Below are 16,285 nucleotides of genomic sequence, written 5' to 3' on the forward strand. Positions count from 1 at the left end.
GCCACTACGCCCGAGTCAAGACGCCGATTCTGGGCCGACCGCAGCCGCACCGCCGCCATTTCCGCCCATACCAATGCGTTCAAAATCAATGAAGATGTGGTCATTCCTCTGGAGAGGCTGGCGGAGTATAGCCGCGCGGTCGAGCGTATCAATATCGAGCAGTCCATCAGCAGTAAACTGGCCAGCCTCAGCGCACTGGAGGAATATGTCTCCGGTGATCTCGCAGAAATCCGCAAAGCCAAGGATTATGAAGAAAGCAGTGAAGATCAGGCCATCGTCGACGCCAAAAAGTCCGCCGCCAAGGCACTGATCAGCGATACGCGTCAGCGCTGGCGATCGCTGCTGGAGAAGCTGGACATGCTGGCCATGGAGCATCCGGAACTACTGGATGCGCACATGCTGTCCGCCGTGCATCCCGATGATACCCTGGCCGGTCTCCTGCTGCGCGGTGCCCTGCGCGTCAGTTACCGGGAGCACGTCGGCAAGCCGCTGGAGGCGCTGTTCGCCGGCGATGCATTTGCTGCCGTGCGGTCGCGTATCCGCGAAATCCACGCAGAAGTACGCCGTGCCCGTCTTTTTGTTGCCCTGCACATGCACGCCGGCGATGGCAACATTCACACCAACATCCCGGTGTTCTCCAGCGACTACGCCATGCTCCACGAGGCCGACCGGGTGGTGGACCGGATTATGGCCATCGCCCAGAAACTGGGCGGCGTCATCTCAGGCGAACACGGCATCGGCATCACCAAGATGCGCTGGCTGGAACCGGAAAAGATTGCCGCTTTCGCGGCTTATAAGGCCAAAGTGGATCCGGACGGCCTCTTCAATCCGGGCAAGCTGCTGGCGGGCTCCGGGCTGGAAACTGCCTATACGCCCTCTTTACAACTGGTGGAACAGGAAGCGCTGTTGCTGGAAGCCAGCGAGCTGGGTGCCCTCAATCGTGAGATCAAGGACTGTCTGCGCTGCGGCAAATGCAAGCCGGTCTGCATGACCCATATCCCCCGCGCCAATCTGCTCTACTCACCGCGCGACAAGATCCTTGCCACCGGCCTGCTCATCGAGGCCTTTCTCTATGAGGAGCAGACCCGGCGCGGCGTTTCTCAGCAACATTTTGCCGCCCTCAACGATGTGGCCGACCATTGCACCACCTGCCACAAGTGCGAGACACCCTGCCCGGTGGATATTGACTTCGGCAAGGTCTCCATTCACATGCGTAACATTCTCCGGGCACGCGGTGAAAAGTCCTTCAACCTCGGCACCCGGCTGGCCATGAGCTATCTCAATGCCGCCGAACCCGGCAAAGTCCACTTTCTGCGGCGGGTCGTCCTGCAAACCGCGTACAAGGCACAAGCCCTGGCCCACAAAATCGCCAGACCGCTGTTGCCCAAGGGGCCACCACCGGCCACCACCGGTAAAGCGCCGATACGCGCCGAAGTCATCCACTTCCTGCGCAAACCTCTGCCCACCAAGATGGGTGCGCAGACCATGCGTCAACTCCTCGCCATTGTCGACGACAAGACGGTCCCTATCATCCGCGACAGCGCCAAGGTCACGGACGGCAGCGATGCGGTGTTCTATTTCCCCGGTTGCGGCAGTGAGCGGCTCTTCAGCGAGATCGGCTTGGCGACGCTGGCCATGTTGCATCATGTTGGCGCGCAGACCGTGCTGCCGCCCGGCTATCTCTGCTGCGGCTATCCGCAGACGGCGGGCGGGCAGGAAGACAAAGGTCAGGAAATTTCGATACGCAACCAGGTGCTCTTTCACCGGGTCGCCAATACCCTGAATTATCTGGATATCAAAACGGTCATCCTGTCCTGCGGCACCTGCATGGACCAACTGCTGCAATACCAGTTCCAGCAGATTTTTCCCGGCTGCCGCCTGCTGGATATCCATGAATATCTGATGGAACGGGGTGTCGCGCTGGACGGTGTAAAGGGCGTGCAGTATCTCTATCATGATCCCTGCCACAGCCCCATGAAGACGTACAAACCCCAGGCCGTGGCGTCACAGTTGCTCGGGCAACAGGTGCTGGACTCCGCCCGCTGCTGCGGCGAAGCCGGCACCTTGGCCAGCAGCCGCCCGGACGTCGCGACCCAGTTGCGCTTCCGCAAGGAGGAGGTACTCAAGGAGGGCATCCTCCAACTCACCGGTAAAGAGCGCGCGGAGAACGGCAACGTCAAACTACTCACGAGTTGCCCGGCCTGCCAGCAGGGCCTGGAACGTTATCGCGAAGACACGGGTCTCGACACCGACTACATCGTCGTCGAACTGGCGCGTACGATACTTGGAGCGCAATGGCAGCAGAGTTTCATTGATGCCACCCACCAGGGGGGTATTGAGCGGGTTTTACTCTGATGGCCCCGAACCCTTCGCCCAACATTAAGGCAGCACCCGTACTGACCGCGATCGATGGTATTCTCGACCTGCACGCGTTCCGCCCCAAAGAAGTGCCCGACCTGATCCGCGAATACCTCCGCAGCTGTCGCGCTGCTCACGTCACGGAAATTCGTATCATCCACGGTAAAGGCAAGGGCATACTCCGCGAAACCGTCCACACGCTGCTCCGCCGCGAGCCCATGGTCCGGAATTTTCGTCTGGCCAATGACCGCAGCGGTTGGGGTGCAACCCTGGTCGATATTTATCCGCCGGGCGTTCCCTTACCACCCCGCAGTGCACCGGCTTCAAAGGCACAGATGCTGGAATCGGCACCCGGCTGGTATCGTCTGCTGCAACGTATTTTCGTTAAACGCTAAGGATAAACATGGCTCAGGAGGGCGTCAGCAAATTTCACCTGGACTGGCAGGCGGGTCCTGTCATTGACTGTCCAGACCGGTGCCTGCTCAGCCGTTGGCGCGATGTACTACATGCCCACGGCCTGATTGGTGCTGATCCCGCCCGTTACGGCGGCATCGGTTTTGGTAACGTGAGTTGTCGTTGCGACGGCGGTTTTCTGATCACTGCCACCCAAACAGGTCACCTCGCCACTTTAACACCCGACCATTTCTGTCAGGTCACCCGCTGGGATATTGTCCACAACCAACTCGGGGCCGAGGGACCACAGCCACCCTCCTCAGAAGCCCTCAGCCATGCGGCCTGCTATGACGCCCATCCGGAAATTCTCTGGGTCTTCCACATTCATGATCCGCTGCTCTGGCAACAAGCCGCGGTTCTGGGGTTGCCAGCCACCCCTCCGGCTGCAGAATACGGCACCCCCGCCATGGCCCTGGCCGTATCTCACCTCGCTGGACAGGGTCGGTTACCCCTGCTCATCCGGATGGCCGGCCACGAAGACGGGCTCATCGCCGCGGGCCATGACGCCGGAGAGATCGGCGCCGTGCTGTTAAACGCCGTTGCCGAAGCTCAGGCCTCCAGCGCCTTGCGCAGGTAGAAGTCCATATCGGTGAGATTATTGAGGGCCCAGCGTCGGTAATCATCGGGCAGATCGGCAATTTTCACACCCTTGTGCTTGCCGAAAGGCATCGTCTCGGGAATCCGTGCGCGCTCGCTGAACTCCCATAAATCTTCCCAGGAATGGGGTCGCACCGAGAGAATGACCTTGTTCAACAGAATCCGGCAAAACTTCACGTCCGCCAGTGCGGAGTGGGCGTTTTTGAGGTTATCCCGGGTCTTGTGCTTATCCTTGCTGAAGTGATACATCAATGCCGACTGGGAATGGCTATCCACCTCTGGCCAGAGCTTGCGGGTCATGGCATAAGTGCAGATGCGCTTGACGTCGGGCTTACCGATCACCCCCCAGTCGTAATCTATGCTATGACCAACCAGATACCCTGTGTCTTCAGGCAACTGAAAGCTGCTCGCGGGTGGGCTTTCCAACAGATCTTCCTCGAGAATATGGTGTACCGCCATCGCTCCCATCTCAATGGGCTTGGCCGGTCGGTAACGCTGTACAAACTGTTCCTCCACCGCCAGCGTCTTCAGATCGCTCACCGCCAGCCAGGCCGCCTCAATCAGATCAGGCTCCACCCGGCCCGTCGTTTCGGTATCAAAAATCAATGCGCGCATACAAAACCTCATCCCGGATCCGGCGAAAAAATGCAGGGTAAATGCCTGCTTCGCAATGGGCAAGCGCCCATGCCCGATGGAACCCTGCGAAAAACACAACAGCTCATTGTTTACACTACCGCTTTATCCAGACGTTGCTTTTTTCATCTGGCAACCCCATTCATACAGGGGAGAGTAAAAATACGTAATTTACGTTATCATGTCGACGTGTTAGTTCACAGGAGTCAAAACATGAACCAGGACCAGAACCCGTACCAGTTTCCAGACAGCATGAATCCGGCAGGAGTTGGCAGTGGCACATCCATTGGCGCACTCATGGGCAAAACCTATGCACTGCTCGCCGCCACCCTCGTGGTGTCTGCCGTTGCCTCGGTGTATGGCATGCACTCGGCATTCGCCTACCAGCATCCCTTCATCCTGATGATCGGTTCCTTTGCCCTGCTCTTTGCGGTGCAGTACACCGGTGCGCACCGCAGTCCCCTTGCGGTTCCCCTGGTTTTCCTGTTCGCCGGCGGCATGGGCATGATGATGGGCCCGGCCATTGAGACGTATCTGCGAATGCCGGGTGGCGCCTCGATCATTGCCGAGGCCTTGGGTACTACCGCGGCCATGTTTGTTGGACTGTCCGCGTATGCCCTGACCACTCGACGGGATTTCAGCAACATCGGCGGCTTCCTGATCACCGGCCTGGTGCTGGCCATCGTGGTCTCTCTGCTGAACATCTTCCTGCTCCATATCCCCGCATTGCAACTGGCCATTGCCGGCGTACTGGTACTGGTCTTCAGCGGCCTGATCCTTTTTGACACCCAGCGTATGATTCGCGGCGGCATTCAAGAGCCTGTCCTGCTTGTTGTCGGCCTCTACCTGGATATCATCAATCTCTTCATGGCATTGCTCGAAATCTTCGGGGGCAACCGCAATTAATCACCGCGTCCTTCCTGCATCGCTGGGAGGGACGATTTTTCTGAACGCATGGCACGCAAGTGTTTGCCATATCGCCATCGGAGATGTCAGACATCGCCTTTTCCCGTTTGATAAACCATGACTGATCCTACTCCTCTGCAAAACCACACCCCCATGATGCGTCAGTATTTCGGGCTGAAGGAACAATGCCCGGATGCGCTGCTTTTCTATCGCATGGGGGATTTCTATGAGCTATTCTTTGACGATGCTGAAAAAGCCGCCCGCCTCCTCGGCATCACCCTCACCAGCCGTGGACAAAGCGCAGGACAGGCTATTCCCATGGCGGGGGTACCCGTCCAGAGCGTAGATGGCTATCTCGCGAAACTGGTGCGTCTGGGCGAACGGGTGGCCATCGGTGAGCAGATTGGCGATCCGGCCACCGCCAAAGGTCCCGTGGAACGCGCCATCGTGCGGGTCATCACCCCCGGTACCATCATTGACGGTGCCTTATTGGATGCCGGCCAGGAGCCTCTGCTCCTGGCCCTCTGTCCGGACGGTCCGCGTTGTGGCCTGGCCTGGCTGGATGCCGCCGGAGGACGCCTCATGGTGAGTGAGGTAGCCGACACCGCCATCGCAGATGCCATAGCGCGGCGTCCCGTCGCAGAAATCATCGCCCCGGAAGATACGTCGCTTCCAGTCGGAATCGACCCGCAAAAATTGCAACTCCTGGAGAAAACCGGCTTTCAAACTCGGCGCACCGAGGCAGTACTTGAACGCTATTTTGGGGAACGACTGGCGAGTTTCGGGTGCAACGACTGGCCCCTCGCCCTACGCGCCGCCGCCGCGCTCCTGAGTTATGCCGAGACCCAACTGCGCAGCAATCTGACCCAAATTCAGCGAATTCACCCGGAGCGCACTGAAGAAGAACTCTATCTGGACGCGACCGCCTTGCGGGCATTGGAAGTGGTGGAAAGCCTGCAAGGAAATGGTCCCACTTTGCTCACTTTGTTGCAAAAAACCCAGACGGCCATGGGCGCCCGCTTGCTCCGTCGCTGGCTTCTGCGACCACTACGCCAAGGACCCGTGCTTGCGGCCCGTCAGGAAGTCGTCGCAGCGCTCACCCAAGGCAGCGGGCCAATCACCATCCAGAAGGCCTTGCACGGTATCGCGGACGCGGAACGCATTCTCACCCGCGTCGCCCTGAATAGGGCGAGCCCCCGTGATCTCGCCCAACTTCGCAGCACCTTGCAGGCGCTACCCACGCTGCGCACCGCCGTCGAAGAAACAGGGCATCCTGCATTGACTGTTTATCAGGAGCGCATAGCGCTCTTTGCCGCCCTCCGCACGCTGCTGGAAGAGTCCTTAGTGGATGCCCCGCCCATGACCCAGCGGGATGGTGGTTACATTCGTGCCGGTTACGATGCCGAGTTAGATCGACTGCAGCAACTCAGCCAGAATTTGCAGGAGGTGCTGCGTGATCTGGAGCAGCAGGAACGCCAGCGCACCGGCATCGCCCAGCTCAAAATCCAGTTCAATCGGGTGCATGGCTTTTACATAGAAATCAGCCGCAGCTACCAAGGACCCATTCCCGACGACTATCGCCGCCGCCAAACCACCAAGAACGCGGAACGCTACATCAATGACGCCCTGAAAGTAATCGAAGATCAGGCCCTCTCGGCAGAGAGTCTGGCCCTGAGCCGGGAGCGCCTGCTCTTCATGCGAATCCTGGAAGCGGCAGCCCCCGAAGTACCGGCCCTGCAAGACGCCATGACCGCCGTCGCCGAACTGGACGGTCTCAGCACGCTGGCTGAACGCGCCATCACCCTGCACTGGTATGCCCCGCATTTCGTCACAGAATCGCTTTTACACGTCCGCGACGGCCGCCATCCCGTCGTAGAAGCCCAGATCGGCAGTAATTTCGTGCCCAACGATCTCGATTTTGATAAAGAGCAGCGGATGCTGCTTATCACCGGTCCCAATATGGGCGGCAAATCCACCTACATGCGGCAAACAGCGCTCATCGTCCTGCTCGCCCACATCGGCAGCTGGGTGCCTGCCCGCGAAGCCGTCATTGGCCCCATCGACCAGATTTTCACCCGCATCGGCGCTGCCGACGATCTGGCCGGTGGTCGCTCCACCTTCATGGTGGAAATGAGCGAAACAGCGCGCATCCTCCATCTCGCCACGGCCCAAAGCCTGGTGATTCTGGATGAAATCGGGCGAGGCACCGCCACTTATGATGGCCTCTCCATCGCCTGGGCCACGGCCGAGGCACTGGTGGAACGGGGCGCCTGCACGCTCTTCGCCACCCACTATTTTGAACTGACGGAACTGGATCTTCCCGGCCTGCGTAACGCCCATCTCGACGCTTTGACGCAAGGGGATCAGGTCGTATTCCTGCATCGGGTGGAGAGTGGTCCGGCCACCCAGAGCTACGGACTGGCGGTTGCCAAGCTTGCCGGAGTTCCAGATTCAGTCGTGCGGCGCGCTCGCCAACGACTCATTCAACTGGAAGACATCGCCCAGCAATCGGTCAGCAATACAGTACCCGCCCAGTTGCCCCTCTTCCAGGTCGCTCCACATCCGGCGGTGCATCGATTAAGTCAACTGGAACCGGACCAACTCAGCCCCAGGCAGGCTCTGGATCTGCTCTATACACTCAAAGAATTGGCACAATAAAACAGGCTGAGGCACGCACAGAAACCTGATCGTCCACTATCACAAAACAGGGGGAAACCAGATATGCTCATTGTTATTGAAGGCGTAATGCTCCAAGACAGGTGGAAATTCCGACCATCGGACCGGGCGAAATTGCTACGCTTCGCCACTCAAAATAATCTAAGTATCGGTATGAAGGAAGGGTCCATTCCGCATGTTGACGGGCTTGCCTCCGGCATAACTGAAGAAGTTCGGCGCGACGCAGTGGCTTATGATGCACTGGTTCATTAGCACTTTCACCTATCTGATTACCACGGCAACGCCCATGCTCCACACTTATGGGCTGTGGGCCCTGGTTGGCATCCTGTTCATCGAAAACCTGGGCATTGTTTTCGCACCCGGGGAGGCCGTCATCGTAACCGCCGGGTTTCTGGCCGCCAAAGGCGTATTTCCGATCTGGCTGGTCATTCCGCTGGGCATTCTAGCCGCCGTCTTGGGTGGCTACCTTGCCTACGCTTTGGGTGCGCGTTACGGGCACAAGGGGCTTTTGCGGTATGGTCACCACGTCTGGATCAAACCGTCCATGGTGGACAGAGTCCATCATTTTTTTCATCGTTTCGGTGCACCAGTCGTAGCCATCGGCCGCTTTATCGTGCCACTGCGCCAGTTACAGGGCTACATCGCCGGCAGTGCGGAAATGGGATTTCCGGTCTTTGCGATCTGGAGCGCGGTCGGCGGCATATTGTGGGTGTGCGCATGGAGCGGTGGAGCCTATATGCTGGCGGCACAGATTCCCGCCTAGCAGCCTTATGTCGGTCTTGGCTCACGACCTGGCACGTATGGTGGACCCTGCCGGGGACGCGGCGTCTATTTTCTGAATCATCGTTGGGACGACCACCTGCATGTCCTCCACCAACTGAAACCCGCAGGTGCTTTGAGCAGTGCCGAAAAGGGAGATCATGAGAATCTATAGGATGTACCGCAAAGACACTGATATTGTTGCTGTCAAGGACGGATTCTCCTACCCAGGATTCTTCTTCACCTGGTTTTGGGCGTTCGCCAAAAGATTGTGGGGTGTTGGAATATTCTTTTTTCTCCTGAATATCGTGGCCTTTTCATTTTTCGCGTGGATGCCTTACAAGAACTTCCCCGCTATCCATCATCTGCCATCCTTATGGATGGCCGTCAATTTTTCCGCCTGGATGGCCAAAGCTCTACTGGGTTATTTCGGGAACCGCTTGAAAGGAAACCAGCTAATACGACAAGGATATACACGTCTGCCCGGCATGATTCGCGCAAAAAATATTCATGAAGCAACCATCATTGGCATGTCGTTGCCGGCAGACCACCAAAACAATCTTCGTGATGGTCGCCATGCGACTCGATGGATAGGTGGAACGATTTTGGTTTTATGGTCATTTTTCCTGTATGTGTCGCCATTGCCCAATATGGCCATCTACCCCGCCGTCCATGATGGCGCCTCAAAAAACAATAACTCACTTGGCGTGGGCCGCATGCTGGAAGTTGGAAACCGCACCTTTCCATTATTTGGCACGCAACAGCCAGAAGCATTGGAGGTTTCATTGAAAAGCTCCACGGGATTCTTTCCAGTCCGTGTTTGTTTGTATTCTGGCCAACAGCGCAACAAGAGCGACCACCATGGTGGGATTTGGGGAGCGGGGACTAACGTCTGAATTCAGGGATGCGTCACCGATAGGCAGAGCCCCCTTGGAATGAAGTGTCAGGGCTTCCCGTGCCATACAATTTGCACCTGACGATGCTGGGTAACACAGTCTCACGCAGGTAGCGCGCGCGGAGGTTCACGCGGGCGAAGCCGCTTCCGCTCGGATAACACCTTTTTGTCACTGAACAGTCATGATTTCCGCATTTTGGCCGAACCAGCTATCCCAATCGAGGACAGTTATCTTCATGAGCCAAAAGTACATTTTTGCTACACAAATGCAAGGTGGGTAGATATGCCAACCGGATCCTCTCGGCGGTGGGTATGCCTGTCAAAGTTGGCTTTAGGGGAGGATTGTCCTATCTCAAAAGAGGTGATGTACTGCTGGCTTCAGTCAAGACCTGGGGAACCGGACAGGCCGCCCAACCCAAGTCAATACAGACGGGATTGGTCTACAGTCTGAACTGGTAGTTATGAGCCCGGCAGTTTGTACATTCGTGTGTTTACTTTGGCCTTGCCCTGGATTACAGTACACACATGGTACACACTTATTGGAGACTACCATGCACACCACTCGCGTTTTCAAAAACGGCAATTCGCAAGCAGTGCGAATCCCTGCCGATCTAGCCTATGAGCGCTCCGACATAGAAGTGGAAATCGAGCGGGAAGGCGACGAAATCCGCATTCGCCCCGCCCACCGCCCGCTAGCCGGCGTGCTGTCGAAGTTTGCCCGGTTCTCCCCCAATTTTATGGCGGATGGTCGTGGCGACCAGGAACAAACCGAGAGAGACACGCTGTGATGCCGCGTTACATGCTCGATACCAATATGTGTATTTACTTGATAAAGCATCAGCCTGAGAAAGTCGCTCAACGTTTCGCTCAGTGCTATGTAGGTGACGTAGTGATGTCGGCTATTACCTACGCGGAACTGGAATATGGCGTTGCCGTTTCCGCAGATCCTGATCGCGAACGGGCTAACCTTGCGGCGCTGACAGAAGACATCCCGGTGATCGCTTTCGATGCGCCGGCTGGCGTTGCCTATGGCCCGATCCGGCAGGCAACCAGCGAAAGCAAGAGAGATACGCTGGATAAGCTCATTGCCGCCCATGCCGTCGCGCTAGGCGTGACGATCGTTACCAACAACACAAGGGATTTTGCCAAATATCCCGGCGTCATGATCGAGAACTGGCTGTCATCCGGTGCGCAATAGCCCTTTCAACGAAATCCTGTCTCGCTGTCGAGTTTGTCCAAGTGGTCTTGTTGATCCTCGGCATCCGGATCAACTACGTTCTCGATCTAATGATTCAATCATCCACGTAGGAAAATCGACATTAACGCGCTTTTGCTCCTGCAACACGCGTTTCGCCTTGGATAACTCCAGAGCAGCGGTAATATCAACACCCTCATCAAACTGTTTATCGAACGTTTTAGCTTTCATATAGTGCTGCCTCCCCAGTTCGTGGTCGACGAACAGAAACAAGTCGAATAGTTGCATCCCTGTAGGTGACGACGACTGCGGGAACTGATTGTCGTGAATCAGCATGTCGCGAATATGTCCACAAGATTCAGGGTGTCTCACTTGCCATGAGCCCCTTCAGCGTGTACTGTATTTTTATACAGTACACGCTGAAGGAGGTATCACATGGCACCCCATCGTTCTGCATCGCAGTTGTGGCCCAAGACGGCGGGCATTCTGGTCTTTGGCACACTGGTTGGCCTCTGGCTTGGGCATCAGGACAAAGGTTATCAGCCCTGCCCCACCACGTCCGCTATGGAGTCTGTGGTACTTCAACAGTCGCAGCAAACGGCCACCTTACGGCGCGCCGCACAAAATCGACCCGCCACGGAGCCTTTCACCGTGCGACCGTGATAAACTGCCTTAGACAAAAATGGCTTTAGGACCGACCACACACAAATCAGGGAGTTACTTTGGAACTGGATCACAAGGCCCGCGCGGCCATAGAAGACATCATCAATCGCCGGGAGGGCATCAACTCCATACAGACGCAACTGAAGGAAGACATCAAGGCAATAGCCGAGTACCTCGCGGTAAAACCCGCACAGGTGGCCCGGATCATCAGTCTGGTAGAGCGGGAACGTGCCAAGGGAGATGTGCTGGAGGCCGAGCGTGGGGTAATAGACGCGGCGGAGTCCATGATCCCCGTAACCGCGTCGACGGAAGAAGTGCAGGACGCTTAACGCGGCAATGCGGCTGCAGTGTCTGAAGTATGCACTGCATCCGCATCCAGAAATTGCAGAAATGCCTGAATGGTATGGGACTGGTAAATGGGCTGCGGTCTGGCCATATACAGCGTCCATTGAATGCCGTGCGGTGCCGGTAAGCGGCGTGCATTGACGCGCCAGTCTTTTCGGCGGCGCAAGGCTGCGGCAGTCACAAAACCGATGCCCAATCCTGCATCCACGGCGGCGCCGACCGCCTCGACACCGGTCACTTCGATGGATTGTTTGGGCATCAAGTGCGCATCACGAAACACCTGCTCCACGGAGCGCCGAATGCCCGAGGCACGTTCCCGCCAGATTATAGGGTAAGACATGAGGCTCTCCAGGCTGAGATCGTCTTGTGCCAGCAGCGGGTGCCCCTCCGGGAAAATCGTCATTATTTCATCGTGTAACCATGGCGTCACCATATAGTAGGAGGGCAACTCTTCCAGATCCGCTTCGCCTTCCAGAAAAAACAAATCCCAGTCGGACAGCGAAATGTCTGACCAGTCGATGATGCCGCCGCGCAGTTGGAGTTCCACATCGGGGAACTGGCGCTGAAAGGCCACCAAACATTGCGGCAGAAAATAATTGGCCACCGTATTGGTCGCGGCAATGCGCAACACCCCGTTTTGCAAGCGCTGTCGGCGCAACACGATGTCGTCAAATTCGTCGACCACATCGCGCAGCCGCTGCGCGGTGGCAAGCAACGCCTCCCCGGCCGGCGTAAGGCGAATACCGCGGCCACTGCGCATGGTGAGAGGTTCCCCCACGTGCTGGGTGAGTTTCTGTAAACGTTCCGTCACCGTCGGCTGACTGCGATGCAGTGCCCTGGCCGCAGCACTGATCCCCCCGGAGCGGGCCACCATCAGAAAAGTCAGCAAAAGTTCAGTATCCATATATCTGATATTCCCTATAGGTTAGTTATAAATTTCCAATTTGACCTATATTTTAACGGGCCGTATTATCACGGTGTCTTCCGGAAAATAGCAAATGCAAGCACCCATGACATCTTCCCTCCATATGACCGCCCCGATACCAGCGCTCACCGCCACACCAGATCGAGGATACCAAACTGCTATATACGATAAGGAGTTACGGCATTCCCGCAACACGCCACCGCCATCCTTCGCGATAGAACGCGTGGGTCGGCGCTGACGCACGCCAAACTTGACCGAAGTCAAGGAATGCGCACAGGCAACCGGCTAAACTCGCAAAACGAATGGCGTTTTACTAAAGTTAAATCCATGGTTCAACCAGAAGGAGCAACAACAGATGGCTATCAATATCCAACTCATCAAATCCAGCGGCGCGGCGGTTAAGGACTTAGGCGTTCCGGTTGCCGCGCATTTTTATAACTATATGTTCACCCACTACCCTGAAGTGCGGAAAATGTTTCCGGGGGACATGACGGAGCAACGGATACGTCTATTCAATTCTGTCATTCTGATCGCCACCAATATCGACACCATGGAAGTGTTGGTCCCCTATCTGAAGGAACTCGGTATCGGGCACATTAAATACGACACTCGCCCGGAACATTACCCCATCGTCGGCAAAAGCCTGCTCAATACCCTGAAGCATTTCCTGGGTGCGGCCTGGACGCAGGAAATGGCGGAATCCTGGATTGAAGCTTATAACCTGGCCGCCGGCGTTTGCATTGAGGCGGCCTACGAGGCCATGGCTCCTTCCCGCTTCATCCCGGTAAACATCGACGACGTACCTGCCGCCGTCTGATCGACACCTTGCCATTGGCGTACCAGTTGCTCAGGTACGCCATTATTTTGAGGTATGCCTGTTATGGAATATGAAATCTGTCTGGAACCATCCGGCATCCGCTTTATGGCGGATGCCGGCCAAAATATTGTCGAAGCGGCGAAACAGCACGGAATTCCCATTAAACATGGTTGCGCCAGTGGTTCCTGTGGAGATTGCAAAGGCACCATTTTGTCCGGCGACAGCGAACAAGGGCCTTTTATGCCACTGCTGCTCCTACCTACGGAACGCGCCGCCGGCATGGCCATTCTCTGTAAACTGTATCCACGCAGTGACCTGCATTTACGTGCCGAGGTGGTTCCGAAAGACACTTGGACGGCCGCGATTACCCGGCTCACACCGCTGGCCTGGAATGTACTGGAGTTACGGCTGCAACCAGAACGGCCTTATCCCTACCGAACCGGGCAATATGCCCGCATCGCGATACCGGGGCATCCGGATCAGTGGCGTTCTTATTCCATGGCAACGCCACCAGATGCCACCGGAACACTGGTATTTCATATCCGTGAATTACCCGGCGGCATATTTAGTCAGTGGCTTTTTCACGAGGCACAAATCGGCGATCAATTAATGCTAGGCAGTGCACAAGGCGAATTTACCCTGCATTCCGATAATGACCGAGATATGCTTTGCATTGCCGCCGGAACCGGTCTGTCCCCCATTGAGGCCATTATTCATGAAAGCATCGCTTTAGGCCGAACCCGGCCAATCCATCTTTTTTACGGAGCCAGGAAACAGGCCGATTTTTATCATCTGGAAGAACTGGCCAAATGGTCACAACAATATCCGCATATCACCATCACACCGACACTTTCTGATACGCAAGACACTTCCTGGACCGGCGCCCACCGACTCCTGCCCACTGTTGCCGCCAGCGGTCACTGGAAGGATCATGAAGTATATCTCTGCGGTGGCCCTGGCATGATAGAAGCCGCCATCGATCTGTTACTCTCCCATGAAGTGCAGCATGACCATATTCACTTCGATGCTTTTGCGCCTAATGGATAGTGTTCTACGATACCGCGTTTATGATGCGCCGAGCATCTTCAGCACTTCGCCCAAAGGCTGCGCACCTACCGTTTTCAGGACGCCATCCACCACGATGGCCGGAACGGTCTTAATACGCAGGTTGCTGACTATTTCGCGCCCTTCACGATCAGCGACATCCAGCACCTCCAGCTCCATAGGCATTTTCTGGGATGCTTCTTTCCAAACCTTTTCTGCCTGGGGGCAAACAGGACACCACTTTGAAACCAGTATTTGTACTTTCATATTTCGCCTTATCTAAGGATACTAGTCTAGCATTATGGGTACACGTCCAAATATTAGCATAGCTCACGCCGCCCAACATCATTTCCCACACCATGGAGAACGTTATGGCCGATATAGACCAGATTATGCAACACGACCATGAACACCTGGATCAGCTATTGGAACAGAGCGCGCACGCTGTTTCGGCTGGGGCATGGCGGGAGGCGGCCCATTTACTGGAGGTATTCCGCCACGGGCTTGTCGATGGCCATATGATGGTGGAAGAAAGCACACTTTTCCCAGCCTTCGAGCGTAAGGAGGGGGATGACGATCACCCACTGACCACGTTGCTACGTAAGGGCCATCAGGATCTGCGGATATTTTTTGAGGAAATGGCTGAAGCCATCCAGGATCAGGACGCGGAAAGCTTCGACGATCTGCTGAGCACTGTGCAAACCATCCTCAAACAACACGATGCCAAGGAAGAGACGGAACTCTATCCCTATCTCGCAGCCGCCTTACCGGATCGCGGTGAAGCAGCGGGCAAACGCATTCTGGCCTGTGAAGCGGAGACGCCATCATGAGTGAATATCACGGCTGTGAATTGCCTGAGGATCTGTTTTACGATCTCGACTATGTATGGCTGCGCCCAGAAGATGATGGCACCCTGACTATTGGGATCACGGATCCCGCCCAAACCATGTCGGGGCGTTTACAAAAGGCCAGAATTAAAAAAATCGGCACCCATCTGGATGCCGGACGGCATGTAGCCACACTGGAAAGTGGTAAATGGGCTGGCGGCGTACCAGTACCATTTGCCGGTGAAGTCATAGCCCGCAATGAAGCGCTGCTAGAAGATCCGCACTTGATTAATGTTGCCCCCTATAGCGACGCCTGGATCGCCCGGATAAAACCCGATGATCCGCAACATGCATTGGATAATGTTAAAACCGGACCCGAAGCTATTGAAGCACTGGAAGCCTGGATAAAGCGTTACGATGTGCAGTGTATGCGCTGCTCTGAGTGAGGGCATTAAAGTATACAGGGCTGGATTATTTTCACCTTCTGCGCTCCGCCTGCAAAAGGACGATAACCTAAATAAGCGAGCAAGGACATAAAATGACTTCGGACCGCTCTCAGCGCATTGAAATCACGACGTGGCGCGTATATGTACGTCCCCTTCCCATGGGCTACCACGTACTGGCTGAGCGCCTCTGGCCTCGTGGCGTGCGCAAGGCCGACCTCTCGCTGGACGCCTGGCCCAAAGACCTCACCCCCAGCACCGCCCTGCGCCAGTGGTTCGCCCACGATCCCGAGCGCTGGAACGAATTCCGCAGCCGCTACCTGGCGGAACTGGCCACACGAAAAGAAGCCGCTCTGACGCTGCTGGCCGAAGCCGCCGGGGCACCTGTTATCCTGCTTTACGCTGCCCACGACCAAGAGCACAACGGTGCGTTGGTGCTCCGCGATTTTTTACGGGCATTCGCGGGATCAGATTCCGGCAGTGCCTAAGCGGCCAGCTCGCCCAAAGGCTGCACACCCACGCTTTTCGGCTGTTTGCTGCAAACGCCCCTAACCAAGTCGCACGATTATTGTAAAAGCGTGCAGCAGCCCAGCCCTTGACGCGGATCGCGCGGATCAATGCCCTTCGGCCCAGCGCCGTAGGGCAGGCGGGTCGGGGACAATAATCATCCGGCGTTCCACTTCTATGAGTCCGGCCTTACGTATGCGGGTCAACACCCGCGACAGGGTTTCCGGCGCCAGGCCCAAACG

General features: G+C 56.4%; 21 protein-coding genes. 16 read left to right on the top strand and 5 right to left on the bottom strand.

Annotated features, from left to right (window positions below; all coding sequences use genetic code 11):
- The 3 genes from HF921_RS05480 to HF921_RS05490 all read left to right on the top strand — a co-directional run.
- On the top strand, window positions 1–2,355 hold a 2,355-nt coding region (locus HF921_RS05480; RefSeq protein ID WP_215893460.1), incomplete at its 5' end, for a DUF3400 domain-containing protein.
- Window positions 2,355–2,753 (top strand): Smr/MutS family protein, encoded by a 399-nt coding sequence (locus HF921_RS05485; RefSeq protein WP_064218238.1) that lies wholly within the window; start codon window positions 2,355–2,357, stop codon window positions 2,751–2,753. The genes HF921_RS05480 and HF921_RS05485, both read left to right, overlap by 1 nt.
- Before the next feature lie 8 nt (window positions 2,754–2,761).
- Window positions 2,762–3,388, top strand: a complete 627-nt coding sequence (locus HF921_RS05490; protein ID WP_215893461.1) for a class II aldolase/adducin family protein — start codon at window positions 2,762–2,764, stop codon at window positions 3,386–3,388.
- Here HF921_RS05490 and HF921_RS05495 read toward each other — a convergent pair.
- Entirely contained in the window at window positions 3,361–4,023 is a 663-nt protein-coding gene (locus HF921_RS05495) for a putative quorum-sensing-regulated virulence factor (protein WP_064218260.1), read from the bottom strand. The two genes, HF921_RS05490 and HF921_RS05495, sit on opposite strands and share 28 nt — an antisense overlap.
- Window positions 4,024–4,254: 231 nt before the next feature.
- On the opposite strand from HF921_RS05495, the gene HF921_RS05500 reads away from it, so the two are divergent.
- From HF921_RS05500 to HF921_RS05525, 6 genes are all read left to right on the top strand, one after another.
- Window positions 4,255–4,947: a Bax inhibitor-1/YccA family protein gene (locus tag HF921_RS05500; protein ID WP_064218240.1), complete on the top strand. Its 693-nt coding sequence runs from the start codon at window positions 4,255–4,257 to the stop codon at window positions 4,945–4,947.
- Between the two features lie 117 nt (window positions 4,948–5,064).
- Complete coding sequence (mutS, locus tag HF921_RS05505) at window positions 5,065–7,605, top strand: DNA mismatch repair protein MutS (RefSeq protein ID WP_215893462.1); 2,541 nt, start codon at window positions 5,065–5,067, stop codon at window positions 7,603–7,605.
- Window positions 7,606–7,855: 250 nt separating this feature from the next.
- Window positions 7,856–8,386, top strand: coding sequence for a DedA family protein (locus HF921_RS05510; RefSeq protein WP_081257989.1), 531 nt, complete (start codon window positions 7,856–7,858; stop codon window positions 8,384–8,386).
- A gap of 172 nt (window positions 8,387–8,558) precedes the next feature.
- A complete protein-coding gene (locus HF921_RS05515) occupies window positions 8,559–9,278 on the top strand; it encodes a hypothetical protein (protein ID WP_215893463.1) in 720 nt (239 codons plus the stop codon).
- A 550-nt stretch (window positions 9,279–9,828) separates the two neighbouring features.
- Entirely contained in the window at window positions 9,829–10,065 is a 237-nt protein-coding gene (locus HF921_RS05520; protein ID WP_064218244.1) for an antitoxin, read from the top strand.
- A gap of 11 nt (window positions 10,066–10,076) precedes the next feature.
- Window positions 10,077–10,475, top strand: coding sequence for a type II toxin-antitoxin system VapC family toxin (locus HF921_RS05525; protein WP_226834356.1), 399 nt, complete (start codon window positions 10,077–10,079; stop codon window positions 10,473–10,475).
- A 69-nt stretch (window positions 10,476–10,544) separates the two neighbouring features.
- Here the strand turns inward: HF921_RS05525 and brnA are convergent, their stop codons facing one another.
- Complete coding sequence (brnA, locus tag HF921_RS05530) at window positions 10,545–10,808, bottom strand: type II toxin-antitoxin system BrnA family antitoxin (RefSeq protein ID WP_196762809.1); 264 nt, start codon at window positions 10,806–10,808, stop codon at window positions 10,545–10,547.
- A gap of 99 nt (window positions 10,809–10,907) precedes the next feature.
- Here brnA and HF921_RS05535 point away from each other — a divergent pair, with 99 nt between their 5' ends.
- Together HF921_RS05535 and HF921_RS05540 are read left to right on the top strand one after the other, a co-directional pair.
- Window positions 10,908–11,135, top strand: a complete 228-nt coding sequence (locus HF921_RS05535) for a hypothetical protein (RefSeq protein WP_064218246.1) — start codon at window positions 10,908–10,910, stop codon at window positions 11,133–11,135.
- 59 nt (window positions 11,136–11,194) lie between these two features.
- Window positions 11,195–11,464, top strand: a complete 270-nt coding sequence (locus HF921_RS05540) for a hypothetical protein (protein WP_064218247.1) — start codon at window positions 11,195–11,197, stop codon at window positions 11,462–11,464.
- On the opposite strand, the gene HF921_RS05545 is transcribed toward HF921_RS05540, so the two are convergent.
- A complete protein-coding gene (locus HF921_RS05545) occupies window positions 11,461–12,384 on the bottom strand; it encodes a LysR family transcriptional regulator (RefSeq protein WP_064218248.1) in 924 nt (307 codons plus the stop codon). The genes HF921_RS05540 and HF921_RS05545 overlap by 4 nt on opposite strands.
- Window positions 12,385–12,760: 376 nt before the next feature.
- On the opposite strand from HF921_RS05545, the gene HF921_RS05550 reads away from it, so the two are divergent.
- Both HF921_RS05550 and HF921_RS05555 read left to right on the top strand, forming a co-directional pair.
- On the top strand, window positions 12,761–13,222 hold the full coding sequence (locus tag HF921_RS05550; RefSeq protein WP_064218249.1) for a globin domain-containing protein: 462 nt from the start codon (window positions 12,761–12,763) through the stop codon (window positions 13,220–13,222).
- Window positions 13,223–13,285: 63 nt separating this feature from the next.
- Window positions 13,286–14,269 carry a 2Fe-2S iron-sulfur cluster-binding protein gene (locus HF921_RS05555; protein ID WP_064218250.1) on the top strand — a complete coding sequence of 328 codons (984 nt, stop codon included), beginning with the start codon at window positions 13,286–13,288 and terminating at the stop codon, window positions 14,267–14,269.
- A gap of 18 nt (window positions 14,270–14,287) precedes the next feature.
- On the opposite strand, the gene HF921_RS05560 is transcribed toward HF921_RS05555, so the two are convergent.
- Complete coding sequence (locus HF921_RS05560) at window positions 14,288–14,533, bottom strand: thioredoxin family protein (RefSeq protein ID WP_064218251.1); 246 nt, start codon at window positions 14,531–14,533, stop codon at window positions 14,288–14,290.
- A 104-nt stretch (window positions 14,534–14,637) separates the two neighbouring features.
- On the opposite strand from HF921_RS05560, the gene HF921_RS05565 reads away from it, so the two are divergent.
- From HF921_RS05565 to HF921_RS05575, 3 genes are all read left to right on the top strand, one after another.
- Entirely contained in the window at window positions 14,638–15,096 is a 459-nt protein-coding gene (locus HF921_RS05565) for a hemerythrin domain-containing protein (RefSeq protein WP_064218252.1), read from the top strand.
- Window positions 15,093–15,539 carry a glycine cleavage system protein H gene (locus HF921_RS05570; RefSeq protein ID WP_064218253.1) on the top strand — a complete coding sequence of 149 codons (447 nt, stop codon included), beginning with the start codon at window positions 15,093–15,095 and terminating at the stop codon, window positions 15,537–15,539. Before HF921_RS05565 ends, HF921_RS05570 begins: the two co-directional genes overlap by 4 nt.
- Before the next feature lie 92 nt (window positions 15,540–15,631).
- A complete protein-coding gene (locus HF921_RS05575) occupies window positions 15,632–16,024 on the top strand; it encodes a DUF488 domain-containing protein (RefSeq protein WP_215892720.1) in 393 nt (130 codons plus the stop codon).
- A gap of 126 nt (window positions 16,025–16,150) precedes the next feature.
- Here the strand turns inward: HF921_RS05575 and HF921_RS05580 are convergent, their stop codons facing one another.
- Window positions 16,151–16,282, bottom strand: coding sequence for a helix-turn-helix domain-containing protein (locus HF921_RS05580; RefSeq protein WP_226834357.1), 132 nt, complete (start codon window positions 16,280–16,282; stop codon window positions 16,151–16,153).
- Window positions 16,283–16,285: the final 3 nt, after the last annotated feature.

This window comes from Acidithiobacillus ferriphilus, from assembly GCF_018854775.1.
Lineage (GTDB): Bacteria > Pseudomonadota > Gammaproteobacteria > Acidithiobacillales > Acidithiobacillaceae > Acidithiobacillus > Acidithiobacillus ferriphilus.

Excerpts from the sequence above, each read along its gene's own strand:
- HF921_RS05560 (WP_064218251.1), bottom strand. The coding sequence starts at position 14,533 with ATGAAAGTACAAATACTGGTTTCAAAGTGGTGTCCTGTTTGCCCCCAG.
- HF921_RS05500 (WP_064218240.1), top strand. The coding sequence starts at position 4,255 with ATGAACCAGGACCAGAACCCGTACCAGTTTCCAGACAGCATGAATCCG.
- HF921_RS05495 (WP_064218260.1), bottom strand. The coding sequence starts at position 4,023 with ATGCGCGCATTGATTTTTGATACCGAAACGACGGGCCGGGTGGAGCCT.
- HF921_RS05575 (WP_215892720.1), top strand. The coding sequence starts at position 15,632 with ATGACTTCGGACCGCTCTCAGCGCATTGAAATCACGACGTGGCGCGTA.
- brnA (WP_196762809.1), bottom strand. The coding sequence starts at position 10,808 with ATGCTGATTCACGACAATCAGTTCCCGCAGTCGTCGTCACCTACAGGG.
- HF921_RS05555 (WP_064218250.1), top strand. The coding sequence starts at position 13,286 with ATGGAATATGAAATCTGTCTGGAACCATCCGGCATCCGCTTTATGGCG.
- HF921_RS05565 (WP_064218252.1), top strand. The coding sequence starts at position 14,638 with ATGGCCGATATAGACCAGATTATGCAACACGACCATGAACACCTGGAT.
- HF921_RS05525 (WP_226834356.1), top strand. The coding sequence starts at position 10,077 with ATGCTCGATACCAATATGTGTATTTACTTGATAAAGCATCAGCCTGAG.
- HF921_RS05490 (WP_215893461.1), top strand. The coding sequence starts at position 2,762 with ATGGCTCAGGAGGGCGTCAGCAAATTTCACCTGGACTGGCAGGCGGGT.
- HF921_RS05545 (WP_064218248.1), bottom strand. The coding sequence starts at position 12,384 with ATGGATACTGAACTTTTGCTGACTTTTCTGATGGTGGCCCGCTCCGGG.
- HF921_RS05485 (WP_064218238.1), top strand. The coding sequence starts at position 2,355 with ATGGCCCCGAACCCTTCGCCCAACATTAAGGCAGCACCCGTACTGACC.
- HF921_RS05520 (WP_064218244.1), top strand. The coding sequence starts at position 9,829 with ATGCACACCACTCGCGTTTTCAAAAACGGCAATTCGCAAGCAGTGCGA.
- HF921_RS05510 (WP_081257989.1), top strand. The coding sequence starts at position 7,856 with ATGATGCACTGGTTCATTAGCACTTTCACCTATCTGATTACCACGGCA.
- HF921_RS05570 (WP_064218253.1), top strand. The coding sequence starts at position 15,093 with ATGAGTGAATATCACGGCTGTGAATTGCCTGAGGATCTGTTTTACGAT.
- HF921_RS05550 (WP_064218249.1), top strand. The coding sequence starts at position 12,761 with ATGGCTATCAATATCCAACTCATCAAATCCAGCGGCGCGGCGGTTAAG.
- HF921_RS05535 (WP_064218246.1), top strand. The coding sequence starts at position 10,908 with ATGGCACCCCATCGTTCTGCATCGCAGTTGTGGCCCAAGACGGCGGGC.
- mutS (WP_215893462.1), top strand. The coding sequence starts at position 5,065 with ATGACTGATCCTACTCCTCTGCAAAACCACACCCCCATGATGCGTCAG.
- HF921_RS05515 (WP_215893463.1), top strand. The coding sequence starts at position 8,559 with ATGTACCGCAAAGACACTGATATTGTTGCTGTCAAGGACGGATTCTCC.